This window comes from Chloroflexota bacterium, assembly GCA_026710945.1.
Lineage (GTDB): Bacteria > Chloroflexota > UBA11872 > VXOZ01 > VXOZ01 > VXOZ01.
This window is the reverse complement of record JAPOQA010000050.1, coordinates 25,810-42,269: the sequence shown is the minus strand read 5'-3', so window position 1 is coordinate 42,269 and position 16,460 is coordinate 25,810. Positions and strand designations below refer to the sequence as shown.

Here is a 16,460-nt window from a genome sequence, read left to right as displayed (position 1 = left end):
GGGGCACGGCATGCCGTGCCCCCCTTTCTTCTCCATAGGCATAGGCGAACTTCGCAAGAACTTAGCACTCTGCCAACTAGCTCCCTCTCCCCAAGGAGAGGGAGAAATATCCTTCCCATGAGACCATAGTTCGCTAAGGTCTCCTCTGGGAGAGGGGGAAATGTGCTTCTCTCGAGACCAAGTTACGCGAAGGTCTGCTTAGGTGCAGCGAGCTAGAGTCCGGCGCTAGCCACAATTTCGTCGATTTCCCGCATCTGCTGGGGTGAGAGTTCCCAGTCGCCTGCGCCGAGCCAGCCTTCCACCTGCGCGGGACTTTTGGCGCCCACCAGCGCTGTCGTCATGGCGGGGTGCGCCAGTACCCACGCGATATCGAGCTCGATGAGCGTGTGACCGTGGTCGGCGGCATAGGCGGCGAGTTGCTTTGCCATGCGGATCGTCCGCTTGAATTTCTCGCCTGCAAACCGCTCGTTCTGGCTGCGGATGTCGTCTGCGCCAAAGACGTGGTCTTCTTCGTAGCTGCCGGTGAGCAGGCCCTGCCCCAAAGGGGCGTACGCCAGCACACCAATGCCCTGCTCTTGGCAGAACGGCAAGACATCCGCCTCGATCTCGCGGTCGAGCAGGTTGTAGCGGGGTTGGTCTGAATCAACATGCCGCACCTGCAAGCACGCCTGCATCTGCTCGGCGGAGAAATTGGATACCCCCGCGTAACGTACCTTGCCTTGTTGAATCAGGTCGTCGATGGCCTGCATGCTTTCGGCAAAGTCCATCTCGTCGCTGGGCCAGTGAATCTGATAGAGGTCGATGTAGTCGGTATGCAGGTGCTGCAAACTGCGTTCGGCGGCAGTGAGCAGGTCGTCGCGGCGCCAGTTCTCCGGCAAGACTTTCGTCGCGATGAAGACCTCGTCGCGCCGGTTGCCCACGGCCTTGGCCACAAGCTCCTCGGAGATGCCGAAACCGTACGCCTCCGCCGTGTCGATAAGGGTCACGCCGCCGTCCACCGCCCGTTGAATCGCCGTCACGGCGTCGTGCTCTTCCACCGGCCCCAGCTTGCCCGCAATCGGCCAGGCCCCAAAGCCGAGCACTGAAACTTCCGGGCCGTTCTTGCCAAGTCTTCGTGTCCGCACGCCGTTACCTCCAGCCTTTAGGTTGTTTTTCCTAGCTTACCGTAAATCGCGTGCTGCAATGCCGACCGGCATTTTGTTGCCCGTCTAGGCAATCCCAGGAGAGCGAAGGGAAAGACTGGGTGACGCATTGTTATACAAGTGGAAGCTCTCACCCTTGGGCTGCCGTGGCGACGATTTGCTCGCAGAGGGCGATGTCTGCCAAGCCTTCTGCCGCGTTGGGGGTGGGGGTAACGCCCTGCTGGATACAGCGGAGAAAGTAGCGGATTTCCTCGGTAAAGGCTTCACGCACAGGTTCGTCCAGCCGCGTGGTGCCCGCCGGGGTGTGCAGGATGACGGCGGACGGCTGGCGGAAGAGCAGCGGCGGCGCGTGGACAAGCTCGATGCGCCCGGTGGTGCCGTAGATGGTGGCTGCTTGGTCCCAGGGAGCATTCGCATACGCCAATTTTCCAACTTCGAGAACTGTTTCATGCGTCGCGTAGTCGAGCACGGCCAAACGCGGCGGTCCCAGGGAGGCGTAGCGGACGCCGGTGGGATCGCCGAGCAAGTGCCGCATCAAATTAACGTCATGCACCCACAATTCGAACCACTCGACCAGCGTGCGTTGGAGGGACTCCTCTGGAGAAGGGCGCGCGGTTGAGGCCGGGGCGGTCACGTCCGGTTGCGGTTCGATGGGCAGGGCATGGAGCGTCGCCGCGCCCATCTGCGAGTTTCCGCCAAAGTCGCGAAATTGGGCGAAACGCACGTCGCCGATTTGCTGTTCCGCAAGCAGTTTCTTGGCAAGCTGCACGGCGGGATCGAATTGCCGCATATACCCCACCATGACTGGGGTGCCGGTGCGCATGCTTGCCGCACGGATCTGTTCCGCGTCTTCGCGCGAGCCTGCCAGGGGCTTCTCGGTAAAGACCGGCACGCCGGCTTCCAGCAGCGGGATGATAGCAGCGGCATGATGCTCCTTGAGTGTCACAACCACTGCGCAGTCTAACTCGCCGGCGTATTCTGCGAGTTCACCGGCACTGCCGCAGATGTGCGGTATGCGATAGGCTGCGGTCAGCTTCTCCGCGCGTTTGCGATCAAGTTCGGCGATGGCAACTAGCTCGACATCGGATATCTGCAGCAAAGACGGCAGATGCGTGATCTGCATCATGTTTCCTGCGCCGACAAGACCGACCCGCATGTTCGTCTCCTTAGCGACTCACCTACGTCTCCTACGAACGGACACTATCATTACAAGCATTGTGCACCAGGCAGGTACATCGTGGGCCATTGAGATTGCTCAAAGCGAGATCGCGCTGCTTCAATCCCAAACCACTCCATGGCTGGGTGTGGCTGTGCCTTAGTGGCCTGCGCGGAAGGCGTCGATGCCTGCGAGCAAGCGGTCGATGTCCGTGCGGTCGTTGAACACGTGCGGGTCTACGCGGAAGAGATTGCGGAGGAAGTAGGTGTCCACACCATGCGCGGTCAGGTAGGCCTGCAGGTCGCCCGCGTCGTCTATTTCGGCGGCAATCACGCCTCCGCGGCGGGTGGAATCTCGCGGTGTCCGCACGGTGATCCCTCGTTCTTGCAGCCCCTCAATACAGTACTCTGTCAGATCGAGCACGTGGGCCTCCACAGCTGCCATGCCGGTCTCCAGCAGGATTGCGATGCCGGGAAGGGTTGCGGCGACGCCCATGAGGTTCGGCATGCCCAGCTGAAAGCGCTCGGCGCTGGGCTGGAGTTGAAGTTCCTCAAGGTCGGTCTGGGTCGTGCTCACCCAACCTGCCGTCGATGGCTGTCGGTCGAGATGGCGTTCGGCAACGTAGAGAAAGCCGACACCGGCAGGGCCGAGTAGCCATTTCATCGCGGTAGTGCTAAAGAAATCAACGCCGGTTGCGTGGAGATCGATGTTGAGCGCGCCGGCCGATTGCGCGCCGTCCACGAGCAGCAAGGCCCCGTGCGCATGCGCTAGTTTCGCCAGGGCGCCAATGTCGTGACGAAAGCCCTGCGCGGGCGTGACGTGGGAGACGCTCACAGCAACGGTATTGTCGTCAATAGCCCGTTCCATGTCCTCCATGTGGATTAACCCGTCGCGGGGCGGGACGAAGCGGCGCTCAAGCGTATCACGCGGCGGCAGCATCCAAGGATACACGCTGGAAGGATAGGGGAAGCCGTCAAACACGACATTACCGCCCGGTTTGGGGGAAATCAAGCTTACGGCAAGACTTGATCCCGCTGACGTGCTGTCATTGACGGCAATCTCATCTGTGTCTGCGCCCATGAGTTCTGCGTATGATTCGCGCAGCGCACGGGTTTCATCCATGAAGTTTGGATAGAGATCGCCGGTCTTGTGGGTAAGCGCGGCGAGATGGTGCTTGAGCGCTGTCAGCATAGGCGTGGATGCCGGCGCAATGCCGCCGCTGAAGAGATACGCGCGCTCTTCAAGTATGGGAAAGAGGTTGCGCACGTCTGCCGGTGTCATGTAATACTTCCAGGCGTCGTGGAGCGAGAGAGCATGGTATTGTCACTATTCTTTGACGCATCTGCACACCGGCGACCGCAGTCATTCATGCTTGATACGGTAGCACAGGTTTGTAACCTGTGCCCACCGGTATTGTGCAATGGTCGCCATGGTCTACGCAGGGTCTTGCAATTGTCGCCCTGAACAACGTGAAGGGTCTAAGATATCTCCGGCCACGCAACGGTGCTTCTAAGCGGGGACCTTAGAATCCTCGAACCCTGTACAAAGAACCCGGTTCGACGCTCCACTCGGAATTGTAAGTGTCAGGTGATTCGTTGACTGACTTGAGTACAAATGCAACTTGACGCAGGACAAAACATGAAAGGTACACTTGCCATTCCGAACGAAGCGCAGCGGAGCGAGGAATCTAGGGCCCATGCTTCATGACACGCAAAAGGCTCAGTATCTTAGATTCCGCGAACAGGGTTCGACGCTCCACTCGGAATGACATGAACTGTCAACACCGCCAATTGGAAAGAGGATTCTGTCAACGAATTACTCAACACTTACAGGAATGACAGCAACAGTCAGTGTTTCCAGAGGCACAATCGAAAGACCCCGACGGTTTATGTGCCTCCCATTACTCCGGCGTCGAGGCGGATTTCGGCTCGGTGAATACAACACCTGCTTCTTGCACCTCTTGGTAGGGCAGCAGCCATACCAAGGACTCGTCATGCAGGTCTACCACCTGGATGCGGTTGCCCCAGGGATCGCGAAAGTCGCAGCGAATGTAGTCGTTGGACATGACGTCGAGATTGTACTTCGTGCGCAGTTTGTCGCGAACGCTTGCAAGCTGCTCCTCATCGCGCACCATGATGCCAAAGTGGCGGGAGCGCTCCGGTTGCAGTGCATCTACTTCGAAGATCGCCAGAAACTGGTGATGCCCCAGTTGGCACCAGGCCGCTCCTTCACCGCCGCGCAACATCTCTAGATTGAACACATCCTCGTAAAAGGCTACCGCCTTCTCAACATCGTCTACCTCGATGCCAACGTGATTAACACCGTACACCTGGACATCCATATATGAGGCTCTCCTTGACCGTGAAACTTGCAGGAACTTCCTGATTCTCACTATATACCAGCCCGGCACGTAGAATCTTTACTCTCATGCGAAAGCACGTTTGCGGGCGTGCTGCGGGACGATCACTTACGCTGGTCCCATAGCTGTGCAAGAATGTCAGCCGCAAGAAAGGAGTGAACTCACTCGTGCTTCGATCCTTCGACAGGCCTGTGCTGAGCTTGTCGAAGTGCTCAGGACAGGCAGGCTCAGCACGAACGGTTCCGGAGTTCTTAAGTTACCTAGGGTCTGGGGTTTCTAAGTCACCTACTAAAGGAGTGTTTCCAACTCGCTTGCCCACGACTGTACGGATTCCTGGTCGTCGCCGCGTATAGTGATGTGTCCCAGTTTGCGGCCGGGGCGCGCCTCTTTGGCGTAGAGGTGCAGATGGGCATTGGGCACGGCGGCGACAGCAGCGGGAGCGGGAGTCTCGCCGATGAGGTTGAGCATTGTGGAGTGACCCCGCGGGACGGTAGCGCCGAGCGGGAGGCCGAGCACGGCGCGCAGGTGGTTCTCGAACTGGCTGGTTTCCGCCCCTTCGATGGTCCAGTGCCCGGAGTTGTGCACGCGGGGCGCCATCTCATTGGCGAGCAATTGACTGCCCTGCTGGAAGAACTCGATGGCCAGTACGCCCACGTAGTCCAGCGCCTCGAGCACCCGCCTGCCGTAGTCCTCCGCTTGCGCTTGCAGCGCCGGCGGGGTAGCCGGAGCGGGCGCGATGGAGCGGCGCAAGATGCCTTTGTAATGGTAGTTCTCGATCAGAGGATAGAAGGCCGTAGCCCCGTCTCGTCCGCGTACGGAGAGCAACGAGACCTCCCGGTCGAATGGCACGAACGCCTCAAGGATGAGGGGCGTCCCTTGGAGGGTGTCCCAGGCCCCCTGGACGTCGGCTGCTTGGCGGACGATACGCTGGCCTTTGCCGTCGTAGCCCAGCCGCCGGGTCTTGAGCACGGCGAGAGTCCCCAGCTTGGTTAAGGCGTCATCAAGAGATTCGCGAGATTCAACCGCACTGAAGGCAGGCGTTGGGATGTCGAGTTCTCGGAAGAAGGTCTTTTCAGTCAGGCGGTCCTGCGAAGCTTCCAGGGCTGCGGGCGGTGGGTAGACTGGCACGTGGTCGGCGAGGAAGCGCGCTGCGTCCACCGGCACGTTCTCGAATTCATACGTGACCAACTCAAGGTCGGATGCAAAGCGCGCGAGCGCCTCTCGATCGTCGAAACTCGCTCCGACCACGAGTTCCGCCAGTTCTCCGGCCGGTGCATCGGCGTACGTGTCGAGCACACGGAAGCGCACACCCAGCGGATATCCCGCCAGGGCCAACATGCGGCCGAGCTGGCCGCCTCCCAGAATGCCGACGGTCATGCTGACTCTCGCGGATCGGGGTGTGCGAGCACGTCGCCCGTCTGCTGCTCGCGAAATTTCTCATAGGTCGAACGAAATTGCGGGTACTTGGTGCCAAGTATTGCGGTAGCAAGCAGCGCGGCGTTCACCGCGCCGGCGCGTCCGATGGCCAATGTACCGACGGGCACGCCCGCGGGCATCTGCGCGATGGAGAGGAGCGAGTCCATGCCGTTGAGCGCGCGCGATTGCACGGGCACGCCGAGCACGGGCAGGCTGGTCTTGGCCGCGGTCATGCCGGGCAGGTGCGCCGCGCCTCCGGCTCCGGCGATGATGACTTCAATGCCGCGCTCCGCCGCCGTCTCCGCATAGGCAAACATCCGGTCGGGAGTCCGATGCGCGGAGACGACGCGTACCTCGTGCGGCACACCCAGTTCCTCCAGGGTCTCCACCGCGTGGCGCATCGTCTCCCAGTCCGACTTCGATCCCATGATAATGCCGACCAGGGGTTGCGGATTCTCATTCACTTCAATCGCCTAATTTCCCTTAATTGTGCAGCTAATCTGGGGCTACGCCGACAAGGATAAGTGGAACAGCAGGCACTCCGCGTCCCTCACGAATTAGATTGTAGAGTTCGCGTTCAAAGTATGAAGGCCCTGATGACATATTAGATTGCAGTTCTTTCATCGGGAGTATTTCGACTCCCACGTCTATTATGTCTCCCACAAAGAATGCCATATGCTTTACGAAGAGATCATAGGCGACAAAGGAGTACTTTCCAAACTGCACCTCTACAGCAACTCGCTCTTTGACGAAGTCGGTCTGATTGTAAGAACGAAAAGGCGTTTGATTTGCCTCTTCAATAACTCTCTTTTGTTCGTCTGGCGTCATGTGCATCGTCTTTCGAATAAGACGAGCGTCCTCTGTAACCCAGTAGTTCGTTCTTCTTTCTTTCCAGTTAGCCATCTCGAACTGATTCTTCATTTTCTTATTCATTTCGATCGGCGCGTACAACACCTTTCCCCGCATTGGTTTCTCGGCAGACACTTTTGTTCGACATCCCTCAGCATCAACGGCAGCGATTGCCGCAATTATCTCATTCCAGAGGTGAGGTTTGTGGACGAGCAGAAACTCAAGCCCATTGAGGTGAGAGTAATGGGTGACGATTCTCACTCGCTGTTCTCCATGAAAGGCCTGGGCTAGACTTGCGACATGGAAAGCCGACTAAACTAGTCATCTGGCGTGGGGTGTAAGTCAGAAGGATCGTAGTTAGGTGGCCTTTGAAAGAGCCTGTCTTGGGTGGACATGCCATTAATGTGAACACTTTGCGGGGGAACTTGGATATCAGGATTATCTGGATCGTAGACGGGTCGTTCCAGTGGGCGAATACGCAGTTTTCCTTGTTCTGCTTCCCGAATGCGGCTTCTTGCAATGTCTATGTATTCGGCTTGGGTTTCTGCGCAGATTGCTTTGCGTCCGTGCATGAGGGCTGCAATTGCAGAAGTGCCAACACCCATGAAGGGGTCAAGCACCCAGTCTCTCTCGTCCGTCATAGAAAGCACCAGCCTCTCTATGAGTTCAACCGGGAACTGGCAAGGGTGAGAGGTCTTTTCAACATGATTGGCCTTTACGTTCGGAATGTTCCAGAGGTCACCGGGATTCTTTCCCAGAGGATTGCCAGAGTACTGACCCTTCTTTGGCCCTTTAAAGTACTTCTTCATCGGATACTTTTGCGGTACACGAACTGCATCTAGGTTGAATGTATACTCATCACCCTTGGTGAACCACAAGATCACCTCATAGCGCCCTGAGAACCTCTTGGAGGAGTGGAGACCATGTTCAAAATGCCACACGACTCGATTTCGCAACGATAGTCCCAGCGAGTCAAAAATTGGAAAAAGAGCTACATCCAGTGGAATAATCTTTCCTCTGTCCACATAGTTTCCAACCTGCCAGCAGAGACTTCCTCGCTCGTGGAGAATACGTACACACTGTTCGATTACTCTGCGCTGCTGCTCCACGTAGGTATCCAATTCCAGGCGCTTCTCATAAGACTTCCCCAAGTTATATGGGGGTGACGTAACAATCAGCTTTGCCAAACCCGAGGGAAGCTTCTGAAGTAGATCGAGGCAATCACCCTCGTGAAGAACAAAGTCTGCATTGGGATCAAACTCTGTGGAAACGTTGACAGCGCCCACAAGGGGTCCTTTCCAGACCTGAGGGTTGGGAAGACTATCCAAGCACCTATGTTTGGTATTGTACCTGACATACCGCCACATGCCACTTTGTAGTGTTCTCTCGCAGGTGTGAGGTCGCAATGCGCTGTGAAAGACCATCATCCTCCCGAGTAATGGCCAGCAACAGCGCTTGCACTTGGCGTGGGTCTGCCAAGCGTGTAAAGTAGGTAGTTGGCGCGCTTTTTGGAATATGGATTTGCAATACAAACAGCGTGCCTTTCTTTATTGGAAACAAACGGTGAGCAACAAGCGGTAGGTCGCGCAAGGCGACTCAGGAGTTTAGTGGGCGCATGGCCAGAAAACATGAGCAGTTACAAGCAGATAGGCGAGAAACCTTCGGCAAGAAAGTGAAGCGGCTCCGCCGGAACGGTATGGTGCCGGGAAACGTCTACGGTCTCTCCTTGGATTCAATTCCCCTAACGCTGGACGGACTCGAATTCATCGCTGTCCATCAACGCGTGGGAGCCACCGGCGTCATTGACTTGGCGGTGAACGGCGGGGAAACGGTGCCGGTGCTGGTGCAAGAGGTTCAGCACGATCCGCCGACCAGTCGCGTGCTGCACGTGAGTTTCGTGCAGGTTGACTTGACGAAGCCCGTAAGCGCGTTGGTGCCGGTTTATCTCACTGGCGAAGCGCCGGCTGTGGAGCTCGGCGCCATCGTTATCCAGCACATCAATGAGGTGTCGGTTTCAGCGTTGCCGGATGACATACCCGAGAACTTCGAAGTTGACGTCAGCGTGCTCGCCGACATCGATTACTCGCAGCTCGTCAGCGACCTCAAGGCACCGGATGGTGTCACGATAGAAGCCGACCCCGATGATCTCGTGGTGCGCGCGGAACGGCCGCGCGTGATTGAGGAAGAGACGCCGGATGAGGACGAAGAGCTGGAGGGCGAAGAGGGCGCCGAAGAAGGCGAAGATGGCGCCGAGGGAGAAGAGAGCGAAGAATAAAAGCTTCGCGCCGGCTCGTCGAGCTGCGTAGAGGCAGTGCCCTCAACTGCGATCAGTTCCTTCCGCGCAACCAGAAACAAGACACCGTAATTGGATGCGTGCTCTTTGGCTGGGCAAATTGGAACAATCTAAACCCACGTACCCAGTACCGGGCAGGTTCCGGTCTCCTCCTCCCAAGTAAGACCCTTGTATGTCGCTCGATGTGGCGAGTAGTTCCCGTTAACATTGGAGACTCTCACTTTGGACCATTGCGTTTGCCCTGGGTATCTCAGCCAATTGACTGAATTCAAGCGGGATCCGCGCCTATTCCCCTTCACCCCCGTACCGTGTCGATACGCTGTATCGAGTATATGGCAGGCTCTAACCCTCTCCCGGCGGACAACTTAGCGTAATCCCGCCCGGAGGTACAAGACCTACTCCCTCTCCTCGGGGAGAGGGCTGGGGTGAGGGGACTTCTGCTTACCCCGTCCTCTTTACCGGCAAGACCGATACGCAAGCGTGCAAGAACGGGAAGATAGCCCCCAGATTGCGGGAAAGCCCCCCTCACCCGCGTATCGTGTCGATACACTGTATCGAGTATGTGGCAGGCTCTAACCTTCTCCCGCCGAAGACCATTGCGAAACCAAAGCGGAAGCGAGAGCGTTCCCTCTCCCTCGAGGGAGACCTTTGCATAACCCTCGCCACAGCGCAGATGTCCCCTCTCCCTCGACGGGAGAGGGCTAGGGTGAGGGTGAATCTCCTGAATTCTCTCCATAGCATACCGACATTTGCTCGGCTACATCTTGACACTGCCCAGCGTAAAGGGCCATTGCAGCATAAAGACCCCCTCACCCCAACCCTCTCCCCCAGGAGGGGGAGTGCCTTTGCTTGAAAGTGGGGCTATGTGAAGGCCTCCCAGGTAAACAAAGAATGCTTCCCCCTCCGGCCGAAGCTTTGCACAGGTCTCCCAAGTAGAGCGAGTCTCTTGCACATCCGGCCAATGTTCTACAAGGTACCCTTTGCCCTGCGGTAGGCAATTGCACGCTTTCGGCGCGGAGCCTAGAAGAGTCTTCATCTTCAATTGTCTCCCGTCTAGAGTCGAGAATTCACCCTTTCGCTACCCGGCCCCCGCCCCGAGCGTAGTGACGAGCGACCGCGCTGCGATGCATCCGATTGCGGCCGGCACGACACACCGCCAACGCCGGTTTTGTCCCTGCACTAGTGCGAGACCCTTGGCGCGGCGCCAATCAAATGCACGGTATAACCTCAATGCAAATCACCTGGCGCCGGAGCAGGGCAGATCGGAACTTTCTTGGTGTACGTTATAATGTAAGAAAGGCTAACTAAAGCCGCTCAGCTTGCGACATAGGAGCCCTGCCCGTGGCGAGTGCCTTGATAGTAGACGGTGTCAAGAAGGTCTTCGGTCGCACCACGGTGGTCGATGGCGTCTCCTTTACGGTGGAGCCGCAGGAGATACTGGGTCTGGTGGGGCCCAACGGGGCCGGTAAGACCACTACCATCCGCATGGCGCTAGACATCATCCATCCGGATTCCGGCACGGTTGCGTTGTTCGGCAGTGCGCCGACGCGGCAGGCCTTGCAGCGGATCGGCTACCTGCCCGAGGAACGCGGACTGTATCAGAAGGCGGTCCTCAGCGACGTGCTGCGCTACCTGGGGCGCCTCAAGGGTTTGAGCGCCAAGGAAGCGCAAGCACGGACCGATGCCATGCTGGATCGCGTCGGCCTCTACGAACACCGTGCCAAGAAGGTGCAGGCGCTCTCACGCGGCATGAACCAGCTTGCCCAGTTTGCCAGCGCGCTGCTGCACCAACCCGATCTTGTCATCCTCGACGAGCCGTTCTCCGGGCTTGACCCTCTCAATGTGCAAGTGATGAAAGAGATCATCACCGAGCAACAGCAGCGGGGCGCTTCCATCATCTTCAGCTCACACAACATGGAAGACGTAGAAGAGATGTGCGAGCGTGTTGTGCTCGTCAGCGGCGGCAACGTGTTACTCTACGGCGCGCTCGATGAGTTGAAGCGGGCGCGCGGCATACAGAATATTCGCGTAGCCGCGCCGCAACAACCGCCGGACGTGCCCGGAGTTGGCCATGCCAAGGTCGAGGACGGACAGTTCGAGTACCTCTTGAACGAAGGGTCGGACCCCAACGCCGTGCTCCGTTCCTTCCTGGATGCCGGCATTCCGGTGGAGCGATTTGAAGTCGCCTTGCCCTCCCTGCGTGACATGTTCATCGAAGAGGTGAGTCGTGCCCGCAGCGCTTGACGGCACCCGCATCGTGTTTGCGCACGAGTTTCGCAAGCAGATCGGCGGCAAGGGGTTTCTCATTGCAACGCTGGCAATACCGGTTTTGCTCGTCCTCATCTGGATCGCGATACCGGTGGTCAGAGGCATCGTGGCAGACGATAGCACAGACTCCGGCGCCGGAAACGCCGCCAGCTCTACCGCGAGTGAGTCAGGCCAAGTTGGCCCCGACACGCCCGTTGGCATTGTTCTGCAGGCGACGGACCTCGCCGTAGACTTCAGCCAATTCCCGGAATTTCGAGAATACGCCGAGACAGCGGCAGGATTGGACGATTTAAAGACCGGGGAAATCAACGAACTCTTCGTCATCCTGCCGGACTACACCGCCACCGGCGATGTTGAATACTATTACAGCGACGATGAGACCGCGAGCCGGGGTCAACTGCGCCTCATTCTGACCGACGCACTCTTGGGTGAGACCGAGTCTCCCGCGCATAGGCAACGGGCGCTGGCGCGTCCGCAATTCCAGCGCTTCACGGTAGCGGATGATGGCGCGCTGAATGAGGATAGGGGCGCAGCGGTTGCAGTTTCATTCATAGTGGGGCAAGGTTTCGCCATCGCGCTGATCTTCACCCTGATTGCCTACGGCACAATCTTGCTCCAAACCGTTACCGAAGAGAAAGAGAACCGTATGGTGGAGGTCTTGCTCACCTCCGCCTCACCGCTGGCAATCATGACGGGCAAAGTGCTGGCGCTGGGTCTGGCCGGCCTGATACAGATGTCGGTATGGGTTGCAGCGGTCATTTTGATCGTGCCCCGCTTCGCGGGAGTACTACCGGATCTAGGTGGCATTCCCATCGACATCGGCTTCTTGCTCCTTGTGCTGGCGTTCTTTCTCGCCGGCTACGCTATCGCGGCCGCGCTCATGGCAGGGATTGGCGCTGCCACTACCTCGACATCGGAAGCAGGACCGCTCACCGCTTTGGTCATCATTCCCCTTGCTGTGCCGTTCTATGCCATGCCGCTCTTTCTGACTTCAGCAGACCACTGGTTGCCGCGCTTCCTCTCGTTCCTGCCGATCACGGCAGCGACGTCGATGATGCTGCGCCTTGCGTCCAGCCACGTGGCGCCAGCCGAGGTTGCAATCAGTCTGGTTTTGATGATTGTGTCGGCGGCACTCTTGCTCTGGCTGGCAAGCCGCATCTTCCGCGCGGGCCTATTGTTGTACGGCCAACGGATGAGCCTGCGTGCGGCATGGGCGGCGCTGCGGTATGGCGGTTGAGAGACTGGTCCCCAATGGCACATTGAAAAACAAAACCGGTACAATACGAATCGGTGGGAATTGAGCTCGCGTGAAGCGAGGGAGCAGTATTAATGGCGGTGTTCGATACGCACAAGGCGTTTACGTCGCTGGTTGAGGCAGGATTCACGGAGCGTCAAGCTCAAGCCCTGCTGGACGTGGGGCGCGAGGGATTCGGGGCGTTAGTAACCAAGGATCATTTGGATGCGCGCCTGCGGGAATTAGAGTTGCGACTTACGCTGCGCCTCGGGGCTATGGTCGCGGCCGGTGTGGCGATTCTCGCTGCGCTCGAGCTGCTGTCGCGTTGAAGTTCATTCGCGCTTGTCTTTATGCAGAGCGCACCTTTTACCATTACTAGAGTAGTAGGAAGAATGCCGAGGAGTTCCTCTCGGATCGTCTTCCTATCTACGCCACACCATTTGGAGCGAAGAGTCTCGTTTCACCGGTCGGCCACTGCTTAATCACATGATTGGCGAATAGATAAGCACGTGCAAAGACTCTGGTCCGAAATAGGCATCGTCCTGTCGGAAGAGGTGCGACGCGGTATTCGCCGCAAGCAGTACCTCATCATCACGTTTACGCCGGTGGTAATTGTGCTTGTGCTGGCGCTTGCGGCGCCGCTGGTGCGCGGTTTCTTCGGGAGTGACAGTGAGAGCGCCGACCGCGCCGGCGACGGACGCGTCGTTGCCGTCGTCAACCGTTCCCCAGACCTCACGTTCGCGAATTTGGAGTCCTCGGCAGTTTTAGCATTTGCCGACCGCCAAGCCGGTATTGCCGCCTTGCAGGCGGGAGACGTGGACGACCTCTTCATAGTTCCTGAGGAATTCATCCAAACCGGCCGCATTGAGTGGCTGCACACGGATAAGGGCATTAGCAGCATCATCGCGGGCGATGACAGTGAAGACCGCATGCGCGATCTTGTACTACAAGCCCTCACGTTTGCGGATCTTTCCGCAGAACAAATCGGGCGCCTGCGCAATCCCCTGGACCTCACACGTTACGAGGTGACACGCGGTGGCGACGTGGCCGCGGCAGAAGAAGGGCAGATACTCACGTTCTTCACGGTGCCTTTCTTGTCGGCGTGGATCATGATCATGGTCATCTTCATGGTAAGCGGAACATTGTTGCAAAGTGTCTCCGAAGAGAAAGAGAATCGCGTCGTCGAAGTGCTTATCACGTCGGTTTCGCCTTTAGCGTTGATGTCCGGCAAGGTGCTCGGCCTCGGTGCGACCGGCCTCCTGCAGGTAGGCATCTGGCTGGTCTCATTGGCGGTGTTGGGCCCGCGCATCGTGGGTGCTTTTCCGGAGATCGGCGACATGGCCCTGGCGCCGGCGCTGGCACTGGCTATCGTCGTGTTTTTTCTCGCCGGGTATTTCGTCTTTGCCGTAGTGATGACGGCAATCAGCGCTGCCACGGTTTCGGCGCGTGAGGCGTCTTCACTGTCCACTATCATCCTCCTGCCTGCGTTGACACCGCTTGTCCTTGCCACACTCATTTCACTCGCTCCCAACGGCGCATTCGCGCGGATACTCACCTTCATCCCCTTCACTGCTCCCGCCACCATGATGATTCGGCTCGGAGTGACCGACGTTGCGCTCTGGGAGGTCGCGCTCAGTCTGGGTGTAACCATTGTGAGCGGCCTGGCGCTCCTCTGGCTTTCGGCGCGGGTATTCCGAGCCGGCATCCTCATCTACGGGCAGCGGATGACCCTGCGACGGCTCTGGCTGGCGTTGCGCCACGCCAACTAGCAGAGTCTTGAATAGACCCGCGATACCGCATCTGGTTCCGGCGTGAGGGTGAGTCACCTTAATTCAGCCAACCATCGCCAAATTGCCACAGCTATACGCAGACCCTCAATGGATGTTGGAACCGGCTTAGCAAGAGTGTCCTCGCGTTACCCCTCGCCCAGGGCAAAGGGAGCAGCTTGGCAAATCCGGCCGGAGTCATACTGAGCTCTTCTCCCAGGGCAATGCAAAGCATGCCCCCACAGTGAGCGAAGCTGCAGCTCCAACTCAGGATTCGCCCAGGCATCCGGTAGCTGGCGCCGTGAGACTCGGGAAACCACTGGTGCTCCATGGCGAGGAGGCTGCTTTATAGCTCGGGTTGGCAGGGCTGTGTCAATGTCTCGCGAGCCGCACCCGCAATGGCGCAACCAGGAGTGCTTTGGGAGCGTGGGCGGGGCTGCGATTGTAACGATTTGCCCTTGCTGCTGTCGAGAGTTCTGTGTGAACGGACTAGATATGCGCACACTGCGAGCTTCCATTGGGAGTTTGACACTTGGAGCGATAGTGTGGTTTACTTGGTGCCGTAGCCGAAGACTGGAACCTCGCCGGTACGAAATGTGCTGCGACGAGGCAGTGGACGGCTCGATGAAATGAATGGGAGACAAGAGTGCGAGCGACCATCCTTGGTCGCCGTGTGAAAGTGGTTTAGAACTCCAGTTCGTACGCAGTAGCGGTCGTAACGCTGCGTGTACGCCCTTCCACTGGTAGACTTCGGCACAGTGCCGGAAGATGTCGGCACAGTGCCGGAAGATGTCGGCACAGTGCCGGAAGATGTCGGCAAGGTGCCGAAAAACGCCGGCAGGATGCCGCAAGATGCCGGCAGGACGCTCGAATACTGTTTCACGCTGGGCAGACTGCGGCAGTCCAATTGCGGTCGGCGCGGCCAGGGGGCGAGCAACCTTCGCAGGCCGAATTGCTCGCATGAAAATGCGTCTGAGAGACTGCATTTCGGTTTGGCACAACCGACGAATAACGCGTGCATGAAGAGTGCTGCGAGCGTTTGACACGTGAAACGGGACTGTGGTTAACTTGGAACCGAAAATTGGAGGCTGAGCTCCTGGGTCGGGTCGGCGTCGCAGGGTGGTACCTTAAGTTTGCGGACGAAGGCTGGTGAAACCTAAGGAGGCGTTAGGGTAAGTGTACAGGGATAGTGCCCTAGTGGCTGCGGAGAGTTTGGGCGGTAAACATACTGGGTGGATTTGATCGCATTTCCTGCCGGCAACGACACAGCAAGGCGCGGATTTGCGTGCATGTGCTCCGTCAGAACTAGCACAGCGTTTCGTACGATATCCTCACAAAACTGCTCCTTTGACACACATTGCCACCGCACGTAGGCATGGGCAGAGCGGGCTCCAACCGGCGCACGAAGAGCGGTTGACACGTGAAGCGGCGGTATGGTTAACTAGGTACTCGCAACTTGATACTGAACCATTGCGGTACGGTCATTGCCGCAAGGTGACCAGGTAGCATAAGGAGAAGTGTACAGAGGCGTGCTCTTCTTCGACAGGGAACGTCAGACTGGTTTAACTTTTGCTTTTTGTGCTTGATGTGAGAACGGCGTTGGAGGGGCGGCACAGGTTTCACTCGTGTTGCAAAGTCGCCTCCGCTCCTGAGTGCAGCGAAGATCTTGGCGTATGCAGTCTTCTCGAGACGGAGTCTCATGTGCCTCTTGTCGTCTCAAGCGGCCTGCAAGAGTTGCCAGGCTTGAGCACGTAGGAATTGCAGAGTGTTAGCGCCGTCGTAAGTCGCAATGGGCCCACCGAGGGTCGGGACTGTTTGGTTTCTGCCGGGCACTGACGTAAACGCCTATCTCGGCAGTACCTTTGCTGTAGAGCGTGAGCCAAGGCTTGCGCTCGTTTCATTTAACTCGGCGACACCTGTGCATTTGTGCCCGCCAGGTACGCGGAGCCGGGTCCGATCAGTTCCAATTCCAGGGGC

At 58.1% G+C, this 16,460-nt stretch carries 14 protein-coding genes; 6 read left to right on the top strand and 8 right to left on the bottom strand.

The genetic code is table 11. From position 1 onward, the window contains the following. Positions 1-212: 212 nt before the first annotated feature. The 8 genes from OXE05_10145 to OXE05_10110 form a co-directional block, all read right to left on the bottom strand. Positions 213-1,124, bottom strand: coding sequence for an aldo/keto reductase (locus OXE05_10145; protein ID MCY4437679.1), 912 nt, complete (start codon positions 1,122-1,124; stop codon positions 213-215). Between the two features lie 148 nt (positions 1,125-1,272). Then, positions 1,273-2,298, bottom strand: a complete 1,026-nt coding sequence (locus OXE05_10140) for a Gfo/Idh/MocA family oxidoreductase (GenBank protein MCY4437678.1) — start codon at positions 2,296-2,298, stop codon at positions 1,273-1,275. A 159-nt stretch (positions 2,299-2,457) separates the two neighbouring features. Further along, positions 2,458-3,579, bottom strand: a complete 1,122-nt coding sequence (locus tag OXE05_10135) for an aminotransferase class V-fold PLP-dependent enzyme (protein MCY4437677.1) — start codon at positions 3,577-3,579, stop codon at positions 2,458-2,460. A gap of 619 nt (positions 3,580-4,198) precedes the next feature. Continuing rightward, positions 4,199-4,639 (bottom strand): VOC family protein, encoded by a 441-nt coding sequence (locus OXE05_10130; GenBank protein MCY4437676.1) that lies wholly within the window; start codon positions 4,637-4,639, stop codon positions 4,199-4,201. Positions 4,640-4,945: 306 nt separating this feature from the next. Beyond that, positions 4,946-6,034 carry a 5-(carboxyamino)imidazole ribonucleotide synthase gene (locus OXE05_10125; GenBank protein MCY4437675.1) on the bottom strand — a complete coding sequence of 363 codons (1,089 nt, stop codon included), beginning with the start codon at positions 6,032-6,034 and terminating at the stop codon, positions 4,946-4,948. Further along, positions 6,031-6,501, bottom strand: coding sequence for a 5-(carboxyamino)imidazole ribonucleotide mutase (purE, locus tag OXE05_10120; GenBank protein ID MCY4437674.1), 471 nt, complete (start codon positions 6,499-6,501; stop codon positions 6,031-6,033). Before purE ends, OXE05_10125 begins: the two co-directional genes overlap by 4 nt. 67 nt (positions 6,502-6,568) lie before the next feature. Beyond that, positions 6,569-7,183, bottom strand: a complete 615-nt coding sequence (locus tag OXE05_10115) for a BglII/BstYI family type II restriction endonuclease (GenBank protein ID MCY4437673.1) — start codon at positions 7,181-7,183, stop codon at positions 6,569-6,571. Between the two features lie 56 nt (positions 7,184-7,239). Beyond that, positions 7,240-8,208, bottom strand: coding sequence for a site-specific DNA-methyltransferase (locus OXE05_10110; GenBank protein ID MCY4437672.1), 969 nt, complete (start codon positions 8,206-8,208; stop codon positions 7,240-7,242). Between the two features lie 329 nt (positions 8,209-8,537). On the opposite strand from OXE05_10110, the gene OXE05_10105 reads away from it, so the two are divergent. The 6 genes from OXE05_10105 to OXE05_10080 all read left to right on the top strand — a co-directional run bounded on the left by OXE05_10105 (position 8,538) and on the right by OXE05_10080 (position 15,526). Continuing rightward, a complete protein-coding gene (locus tag OXE05_10105) occupies positions 8,538-9,197 on the top strand; it encodes a 50S ribosomal protein L25 (protein MCY4437671.1) in 660 nt (219 codons plus the stop codon). A 1,359-nt stretch (positions 9,198-10,556) separates the two neighbouring features. Next, the gene (locus OXE05_10100; GenBank protein MCY4437670.1) at positions 10,557-11,459 is read left to right on the top strand and encodes an ATP-binding cassette domain-containing protein; all 903 of its coding nucleotides are present in this window, start codon (positions 10,557-10,559) and stop codon (positions 11,457-11,459) included. Then, the gene (locus OXE05_10095) at positions 11,443-12,720 is read left to right on the top strand and encodes an ABC transporter permease (protein MCY4437669.1); all 1,278 of its coding nucleotides are present in this window, start codon (positions 11,443-11,445) and stop codon (positions 12,718-12,720) included. Before OXE05_10100 ends, OXE05_10095 begins: the two co-directional genes overlap by 17 nt. Positions 12,721-12,812: 92 nt before the next feature. Further along, on the top strand, positions 12,813-13,046 hold the full coding sequence (locus tag OXE05_10090) for a DUF1640 domain-containing protein (protein MCY4437668.1): 234 nt from the start codon (positions 12,813-12,815) through the stop codon (positions 13,044-13,046). A 180-nt stretch (positions 13,047-13,226) separates the two neighbouring features. Beyond that, complete coding sequence (locus OXE05_10085) at positions 13,227-14,486, top strand: ABC transporter permease (protein ID MCY4437667.1); 1,260 nt, start codon at positions 13,227-13,229, stop codon at positions 14,484-14,486. A gap of 722 nt (positions 14,487-15,208) precedes the next feature. Next, positions 15,209-15,526, top strand: coding sequence for a hypothetical protein (locus OXE05_10080; protein MCY4437666.1), 318 nt, complete (start codon positions 15,209-15,211; stop codon positions 15,524-15,526). Positions 15,527-16,460 lie beyond the last annotated feature (934 nt).

Excerpts from the sequence above, each read along its gene's own strand:
- OXE05_10140 (MCY4437678.1), bottom strand. The coding sequence starts at position 2,298 with ATGCGGGTCGGTCTTGTCGGCGCAGGAAACATGATGCAGATCACGCAT.
- OXE05_10135 (MCY4437677.1), bottom strand. The coding sequence starts at position 3,579 with ATGACACCGGCAGACGTGCGCAACCTCTTTCCCATACTTGAAGAGCGC.
- OXE05_10130 (MCY4437676.1), bottom strand. The coding sequence starts at position 4,639 with ATGGATGTCCAGGTGTACGGTGTTAATCACGTTGGCATCGAGGTAGAC.
- OXE05_10125 (MCY4437675.1), bottom strand. The coding sequence starts at position 6,034 with ATGACCGTCGGCATTCTGGGAGGCGGCCAGCTCGGCCGCATGTTGGCC.
- purE (MCY4437674.1), bottom strand. The coding sequence starts at position 6,501 with ATGGGATCGAAGTCGGACTGGGAGACGATGCGCCACGCGGTGGAGACC.
- OXE05_10105 (MCY4437671.1), top strand. The coding sequence starts at position 8,538 with ATGGCCAGAAAACATGAGCAGTTACAAGCAGATAGGCGAGAAACCTTC.
- OXE05_10090 (MCY4437668.1), top strand. The coding sequence starts at position 12,813 with ATGGCGGTGTTCGATACGCACAAGGCGTTTACGTCGCTGGTTGAGGCA.